Genomic DNA, 7,790 nt, shown 5'->3' on the forward strand with positions numbered 1-7,790 from the left:
CTCTTGTCATAACGTGACAACTGCGATGTGTGATCCCCGGCGGCGACACGCCGGGTGAGGAGAAAGGTGTTGTGCTGGTGACGACGCGACGAGCCGCTGCGACGCGACCCGCCCACGGCGATCGGGCCCGGGCCGAGCGCACCCGCGCCACGGTGATCGATGTGACGGTGCAGATCGTGCTCAACGAGGGCATTGCGGCGGCCAGCGGCCGCCAGATCGCGGACACCGCGGGCGTCACCTGGGGAGTCATCCAGGATCACTTCGGCGACCGTGATGGCCTCCTGATGGCGGTGGTGGACCAGGGCTTCAACGAGTTGCTGGACGCCCTGCGATCCACGCCGGTGGCGACCGAGGACACACCCACCCGCGATCGGGTGGAGGCGGTGGTCACCTCGGCGTGGCGAGCCATGTCCAGCCCCACCGCACGTGCGGCAACCGAGATTCTGATCGGCACCCGCGCCACTCGCGGCAGCGCAGCCACCGGGCACATCAAACGCTTGGCCAAGACGTTCAATACGCTCGGCACCGCGATCGATCGCAACCTCAGCCCGAACCAGCGAGCAACCATCGGCGAGCATCTGCTGACCTCTTTGCGCGGCATGATCGCCAACCAACTGGTCATGCATCGCCCCGTCGACACGACCAAGGTCCGTCGGCTGCTCGTCGACCTCCTCAGCTGCTACATCGACACGAAACAGCAACGGGCGGAGCAGAATTCATGACCGAAACGATGCAAACGCTGCTCAGCCAGCGGGTGTCTGACGCCGGCATCGCCGTGAAATTCGGTGACCTGCAATGGACCTGGCGTGACTATCTCACCGAATCGGCAGCACAGGCCGCAGCGCTGCTGGCCGCCGCCGACCGGGATCGGCCGATGCACATCGGTTCCCTGCTGGGCAACACGCCGGACATGCTGACGCAAATGGCGGCGGCCGGCCTCGGCGGTTACGTCCTGTGTGGGCTGAACACCACGCGCCGCGGCGAGGCGCTGGCCGCCGACATCCGGCGCGCGGACTGTCAGATCGTGGTGACCGATGCCGAGCACCGCCCGCTGCTGGACGGTTTGGACCTGGGCGGCACGCGGGTCCTCGACACTTCCAGCCAGCAGTGGAAGGAGTTGATCGCCGGCGCCGGTCCTCTCGTTCCATACCGCCAGGTCGAGATGATGGACCCGTTCATGATGATCTTCACGTCCGGCACCAGCGGAAACCCGAAGGCCGTCCAGGTCGCGCACCTGATGCCGACGTTCGCCGGGCGCAGCCTCGCCGAGCGGTTCGGATTGACCGAGCGGGACACTTGCTATGTGTCCATGCCGCTGTTCCACTCCAACGCGGTCGTCGCCGGCTGGGCCCCCGCCGTCGTCTCCGGTGCCGCGATGGTGCCGGCGAAGTTCTCGGCGAGCAACTTCCTGTGCGAGGTGCGTCGGTACAACGCGACGTACATGAACTACGTCGGCAAGCCCCTCGCCTACATCCTCGCGACGCCCGAACGCGAGGACGACGCCGACAATCCGCTGCGGGTGGCCTTCGGCAACGAAGCCAACGAGAAGGACATCGCCGAATTCGCCCGCCGTTTCGGCGTACAAGTCGAGGACGGCTTCGGATCGACCGAAAACGCGGTCATGGTGATTCGCGAACCGGGCACGCCGCCCGGATCGATCGGTAAGGGCGCCGACGGGGTGGCGGTCTACAACAGCGACACCAGCACCGAATGCGCCATCGCACAGCTTGACGAGAACGGCGCCCTGCTCAACGCGGACGAGGCCGTAGGCGAACTGGTGAACACCACGGGATCGGGCCTGTTCACCGGCTACTACAACGACCCGCAGGCAAACGCGGAACGGCTGCGGGGCGGGATGTACTGGTCGGGTGATTTGGCCTACAAGGACGCACAGGGTTGGATCTACCTGGCCGGCCGCACCGCGGATTGGATGCGGGTGGATGGCGAGAATCTCGCGGCGGCACCGATCGAACGAATCCTGTTGCGGCACAAGGCCATCAACCGAGTCGCGGTGTATGCGGTCCCGGACGGCCGGGTCGGGGACCAAGTGATGGCGGCCGTCGTGCTACACGAGGGCCGCGCCTTCGACCCCGAATCTTTCGAAGCCTTCCTCGACGCACAGCCCGACCTGTCCCCCAAGGCGCGGCCGCGCTACGTCCGCATCGCCGCCGACCTGCCCAGCACCGCCACCCACAAGGTGCTCAAGCGTCAGCTGATCGCCGAGGGCACCTCCATCGGCGCGGGGGAAACCCTGTGGGAGCGTGCCGAACGCGGTACCGCCTATCGGACGGTGAGCTCATGACCGAGAACGGCGGAACCCGGGTAGCGGTCTATTTCGACTTCGACAACATCGTCATCTCCCGTTACGACCAGGTACATGGCCGCAACTCCTTCCAGCGGGACAAGGCCAAGGGGCTCGACCAGGACCGGTTGCGGGTGGCCACCGTCGATCTGGGCGCCATCATGGACTTCGCGTCGTCATTCGGCACACTGGTGCTCACCCGCGCGTACGCCGACTGGTCCGCCGAGGTGAACGCCGCCTACCACGGCCAGTTGGTGGGCCGCGCCGTCGACCTCGTGCAGTTGTTTCCGGCGGCCGCGTACGGCAAGAACGGCGCCGACATCCGGCTGGCCGTCGATGCGGTCGAAGACATGTTCCGGTTGCCCGACCTGACCCATGTGGTCATCGTCGGTGGTGACTCCGACTACATCGCCCTGGCACAGCGCTGCAAACGGCTGGGGCGCTATGTCGTCGGGATCGGGGTGGCCGGAGCCAGCAGCCAGTCGTTGGCCGCGGCGTGCGACGACTTCCTCACCTACGACGCGCTGCCGGGCATCTCGCCCCCCGTCGCGGCGACCCAACCGAAAAAGCGCGGCCGCCACGCCAGCGCCGCCGAGCCCGACGACGAGCCGGCGCCTCCGGATTCGCAAGCCGCGGCAACCGCATTGCTGGAACGCGCCTTGCGGATCAGCCAGGAAAAGGATGACGCGGACTGGCTGCACAATTCGCAAGTCAAGGCGCAAATGAAGCGGATGAATCCGTCGTTCAGCGAAAAATCGCTGGGATTCAAGTCTTTCAGCGATTTCCTGCGTTCCCGCGCCGATCTGGTGGAACTGGATGAGAGCACCACCACGCGGATGGTGCGCCTGAAGTCCGACGTCCCTTAACGATCGATCTCGCCGGCGATGCCGCGCTCGATGCTGCTTCGGGTGACGTCGGGCAGCACGATGAGGCCATCGAGTTCGGTACGCGCCAAGCCGTAGGCGTGCTGACGCTCGGCAGCCGTGGCGCCGGAGTCCGCGGCGATCCGGAGCAGGTTCTGGGCGCGCGAGACCCGCTGCTTCTCCTCTTTGGAGAAGTCGTTGGTCCGCCTGCGCATCGCCTCGGCTTCGGCGGCGTTGAACGCGGTCACATAGTCCTCGACGGCATCAAGGTACTCCCGCGCGGCGTCCCGGTCGTCGGAAAGATCCTCGGCGCGCAGTGGTTTGAGCAGGTCGGCCCGCAGCTTGGCCTTGTGGAAACGGGTGGTCAGCGGCTCCCGCATGTCGGTCATCACCGGAAAGTCCAGCAACCGCGATGCGTCGAGTTCGTATGCCAGCCAACGCGCGTCGGTATCCTCGTGCGCCTCGAGCGCGCGTCTGATGGCGCGCCAGTGCGCCGCTGGATTGCCGGCTGAGCCAGTGACGCCCGGGGCGTCGGAAATCTCGTCCGGGCCCGAACTTCTACCCGACTCCCCCGCCCGCTTGCTGAACGAAGAGATCGCCTTGATCCCGGCCGCAATCAGACCGATCAGCGGCAGCGCCAGCAGCAGCAACTCGAGCAAGCGGAACAGCACACCCACGAGGCCAGGATGCCATCAAATTTTCAGCGCTTGTCGAGTTGCCCGGCGGCGACCTGGTCGGCCGCCTTGGCGGTCACGTTGCCCGCCAAGCGGGAGGCCACTTCGGGAGCGTTGGCGGCGAACTGCGCCAGCGCCCGCTGACGCAGTGGTGCGACGGTGATCTCACCGCGATTGCGCTCGATCGCGGTGACCACGGCGGCGCCCACCTGCTCCGGCTTCCCGGTGCCGATCAGCGGCGGCGCGTCGGCCCCAGAGTCGGCGAACATGCCGGCGCCGCTGATCGCCCCGGGACTGACCACCGAGACGCCGATACCGTCTGGACGCAGGTCGTCACGCAGGCACAGGGCGAAACCGCGCAGGCCGAACTTGGTCGCGGCGTACAGCGAGGCCCGGGCTGTCGCCGCCTTGCCCGAGATGGACGAGATGTAGACGAAGTGACCCGACCCGCGGGCGACGAAGGCCGGGATCAACTCGCGGGTCATCTGTACGGGCACCTCGAGATTGACTCGTAGCGCGCGGTCGACCTGCTCGGCGGTGTAGCTGTCCAGCTTGCCCGAAGCCGGTAGCGCCGCGTTGGATACCAGCACGTCGATCGGGCCGGCTTCGGCAAGCAAGGCCGGGCCCGCACCCAGTTCGGCGAGATCGCTGACGATCGTGCGGTGTCCACCGCCCGGCAGCGAGGCCACCAGCTCGGCCAGCTCCTGAGGCTTGCGTGAACTCACGATCAGGTGCGCTCCGCGCTTGGCGAGCGCCTGGGCGATCGCGCGGCCGAGGCCACCCGTCGCGCCGGTCAGCAGAACAGTTTTTCCGGTCAGCTCCATGCCGCTGACGCTAGCCGATCCCGCTGAGAGCCCGGTACTCGAAGCGGTTGAGCACGTCGTAGGAGCCCCCGACGGTTACCGAGAACACTCGGTAGAGCAAACGCACGGCGGTGACGGGAATCTTGTCGTACGCGGCCAGCACGGGTCGCCGCTCCACCAGGTGCAGGCTGGGGTCCCAGTCCTGCAACTCGCGAGCGTCGCGGATCCCCCACTTGACGATGCCCTTGGTGAACACCTTCGACACCGGCGGCCCCAGCGGTGAAACGGTGTCGAAAAGCATTTCACCGCTGTCGAATTGAGCTGTAAGGCGGGCGAGCAACTGCCGGACCTCGGTTGGCGGCAGGTACATCAGCAGACCTTCGGCGATGACCAGGGTGGGCTGCCCGACCGGGATGTCCGCGAGCCACCCCGGGTCGGTCACCGACGAGCCGACCATGCGGTAGTTCGCGGTTTCGGTGTACAACCGGCGGCGCAACTCGATGACTCCCGGCTGGTCCAGGTCGAACCACTGCACGGACTCCGGCACCGACAACCGGAAGACGCGGCCATCCAGACCGCAACCAAGATGCAGCACAACGGCTTCGGGATGCCGACGCAGGAAGTCCGCAGACCAGTCGTCGAGCTGTTTGGCACGCAACGCGACGAGATACTGATTCGACACCGGCAATGACATGCGGTGAATCCGCTTGAAGTCGTAGTCGATGCGCTCGACCGCTTCGGCCGCCGTCCGATCACCCAGAATCGGCCGCTTCGCCCGGCATTCATAGGCACGCAGGTAGAGGGTGACCAGGTTGGTCCACTCCACCGAGCCCCACCGGACGGAACTGAAGTCGACCTTGTCCCGCGTCACAGCTCCACCCTACGGAGGCTGGATCAGCAGGCGGCCGCCGTCGGCCGGTGTGCCACGATGACAATTCGTCCACTCAAGGCCCGACCCAGTCAGGAGATTCAATGCCGAACCGATTGACCGACAAAGTCGCACTGATCAGCGGCGGGGCCCGCGGCATGGGCGCATCCCATGTCCGGGCGCTGGTGGCCGAGGGCGCCAAGGTGGTGTTCGGCGACATCCTCGACGACGAAGGCAAGGTGGTCGCGGCCGAGGTCGGCGACGCCGCGCGCTACGTGCACCTCGATGTCACCGAGCCCGATCAGTGGGACGCGGCGGTCGAGACCACCCTGAGCGAATTCGGTCGCCTGGACATATTGGTCAACAACGCCGGCATCATCAACATCGGCACCCTCGAGGACTACGCGCTCTCGGAATGGCAGCGCATTCTGGACATCAACCTCACCGGCGTGTTCCTGGGCATCCGCTCGGTCGTCAAGCCCATGAAGGACGCCGGCCGGGGTTCCATCATCAACATCTCCTCAATCGAGGGACTCGCCGGCACCATCGCCTGCCACGGCTACACGGCGACCAAGTTCGCCGTTCGCGGCCTGACCAAGTCGGCGGCGCTGGAGCTGGGGCCCAGCGGGATTCGGGTCAACTCGATCCACCCCGGCCTGATCAGGACACCGATGACGGAATGGGTGCCCGAAGACATCTTCCAAACCGCGTTGGGGCGCATCGCGGAACCGCAGGAAGTCTCCAACCTGGTCGTCTACCTGGCCAGCGACGAGTCCAGCTACTCCACCGGCTCGGAATTCGTGGTGGACGGCGGCTGCGTTGCGGGCCTGGGCCACAAGGACTTCTCCGCGGTGGACACCGCCGAACAGCCCGAGTGGGTCACGTAACCGTCAGTACGCGTCGGGATCGCGCTGAACCTCGACCGGCACCGGGTGCTGGTACAGCCGTGCCGCGTTCTCCCAGGTGATCTTGCGGATCACGTCGTCGGGTAGTCCGCCGATCTCCTCGTGGATGGTGCGCTGGGTGTGCGGCCAGGTGGAGTCGCAGTGCGGATAGTCGGCCTCCAGCATGATGTTGTCCACGCCGATACGCTCGTACTGCACGAACGACGACTTGTCCTCCACCGCGCAGAACCAGAAGTTGCGCGCGAAAACCTCTGCGGGCGTGAGTGTCTCACCCAGTGCCTGCCAGGTGCCGTACATCTCGTGGTAGCTGAGCATGTGGTCGAGACGGTCCAGCAGCCCCGCGACCCAGCCGATGCCCCCCTCGGACAGGCAGATCTTCAGGTCGGGGTATCGGCTGGGCAGCCCCGAATAGAGCCAGTCCACCGCCGCGGAGATGGCGTAGGCGAAGAACAGCACGCCCTGCACGTCCGGTGGTGCGTCCGCCGTCGTCGACGGTGACGAGCCCGATGAGCCGATGTGCAGATTGACGACCGTCCCGGTCTCGGCGCACGCCGCCATCATCGGTTCCCAGTGTCCCGAGTGGATGCTGGGGAAGCCGAGCATCGCCGGGTTCTCACTGAAGGTGACCGCGTGAAAACCCCGCTCGGCGTTCTCCCGGATCATCTCCGCGCCCAGCTCGGGGTCCAGCAGCCAGGGCAACTGGCACGGGATGATCCGGCCCGGATACGACCCGGCCCAAACCTCCAGGTGCCAGTCGTTCCACGCCCGTACCGACGCCAGGGCGAGCTCGCGGTCGGTGGTCACCTGCTGTAGGCGTTGCCCGGCGAATCCCGGCAGGAACGACGGGAAGTTCAGCGAAGCGTAGATGCCGTTGAGGTCCATGTCCTTGACCCGTGCATGGATATCCCAAGCGCCCCTGCGCATTTCGTCGAAACGGACGGGTTCGAAACCGTACTCGGACACCGGACGCCCGACCACGGCGTTGAAGCCGACGTTGGGCAGCGCCTGTCCGTCGTACACCCACGTCTGCCCGCCCTCCGGGGTGTCCACCACCCTGGGTCCCCGGTCGGCGAACTTGCGCGGCAGCCGCCCGGTGAAGGTGTCCGGCGGTTCGACGATGTGATCGTCCACCGAGATTACGGTGTAGCGCCGGGCCGCCCTGGGCGGGTCGGGTAACAGGGTGACCGTGCGGTCGGCGCCGGTTTTGGCGGTGGTGAAGTTCAGGTCGGTGGCCAGGTCGTCAATCGACTTCATGCGGGACGGTCTCCTTGGGTGGGCGAGCAGACGCGAAAGCGCCCCATTCGTGCCGAATTGGGGCGCGTTTGCGGCTTCTCGCGGGGGGTACCCCGGGCGGCCCCCCGCGGGCTGTTATCAT

The 7,790-nt window shown here is 66.5% G+C and carries 8 protein-coding genes; 4 read left to right on the forward strand and 4 right to left on the reverse strand.

What is annotated here, in order from left to right; translation table 11 throughout:
• The first annotated feature begins 77 nt into the window (after positions 1–77).
• The 3 genes from A9X01_RS17170 to A9X01_RS17180 are packed head-to-tail and all read left to right on the forward strand — an operon-like array spanning position 78 to position 3,168.
• Positions 78–722 (forward strand): TetR/AcrR family transcriptional regulator, encoded by a 645-nt coding sequence (locus A9X01_RS17170; RefSeq protein WP_065121898.1) that lies wholly within the window; start codon positions 78–80, stop codon positions 720–722.
• On the forward strand, positions 719–2,302 hold the full coding sequence (fadD1, locus tag A9X01_RS17175; RefSeq protein WP_065121890.1) for a fatty-acid--CoA ligase FadD1: 1,584 nt from the start codon (positions 719–721) through the stop codon (positions 2,300–2,302). The genes A9X01_RS17170 and fadD1 overlap by 4 nt, the downstream gene beginning before the upstream one ends.
• Positions 2,299–3,168 (forward strand): NYN domain-containing protein, encoded by an 870-nt coding sequence (locus A9X01_RS17180; protein ID WP_065121891.1) that lies wholly within the window; start codon positions 2,299–2,301, stop codon positions 3,166–3,168. The genes fadD1 and A9X01_RS17180 overlap by 4 nt, the downstream gene beginning before the upstream one ends.
• On the opposite strand, the gene A9X01_RS17185 is transcribed toward A9X01_RS17180, so the two are convergent.
• From A9X01_RS17185 to A9X01_RS17195, 3 genes are read right to left on the reverse strand one after another with little or no spacing between them, the layout of a single operon-like run.
• Positions 3,165–3,842 carry a hypothetical protein gene (locus A9X01_RS17185; RefSeq protein ID WP_065121892.1) on the reverse strand — a complete coding sequence of 226 codons (678 nt, stop codon included), beginning with the start codon at positions 3,840–3,842 and terminating at the stop codon, positions 3,165–3,167. The genes A9X01_RS17180 and A9X01_RS17185 overlap by 4 nt on opposite strands.
• Positions 3,843–3,865: 23 nt before the next feature.
• The gene (locus tag A9X01_RS17190; protein WP_065121893.1) at positions 3,866–4,663 is read right to left on the reverse strand and encodes an SDR family NAD(P)-dependent oxidoreductase; all 798 of its coding nucleotides are present in this window, start codon (positions 4,661–4,663) and stop codon (positions 3,866–3,868) included.
• Positions 4,664–4,673: 10 nt separating this feature from the next.
• The gene (locus tag A9X01_RS17195; RefSeq protein WP_065121894.1) at positions 4,674–5,513 is read right to left on the reverse strand and encodes a class I SAM-dependent methyltransferase; all 840 of its coding nucleotides are present in this window, start codon (positions 5,511–5,513) and stop codon (positions 4,674–4,676) included.
• Positions 5,514–5,614: 101 nt separating this feature from the next.
• Here A9X01_RS17195 and A9X01_RS17200 point away from each other — a divergent pair, with 101 nt between their 5' ends.
• Positions 5,615–6,397 (forward strand): SDR family oxidoreductase, encoded by a 783-nt coding sequence (locus A9X01_RS17200; RefSeq protein WP_065121895.1) that lies wholly within the window; start codon positions 5,615–5,617, stop codon positions 6,395–6,397.
• 3 nt (positions 6,398–6,400) lie between these two features.
• Here A9X01_RS17200 and A9X01_RS17205 read toward each other — a convergent pair whose 3' ends face one another.
• A complete protein-coding gene (locus tag A9X01_RS17205) occupies positions 6,401–7,669 on the reverse strand; it encodes an amidohydrolase family protein (protein ID WP_065121896.1) in 1,269 nt (422 codons plus the stop codon).
• Positions 7,670–7,790 lie beyond the last annotated feature (121 nt).

Source organism: Mycobacterium asiaticum (genome assembly GCF_001668675.1).
GTDB lineage: Bacteria > Actinomycetota > Actinomycetes > Mycobacteriales > Mycobacteriaceae > Mycobacterium > Mycobacterium asiaticum_D.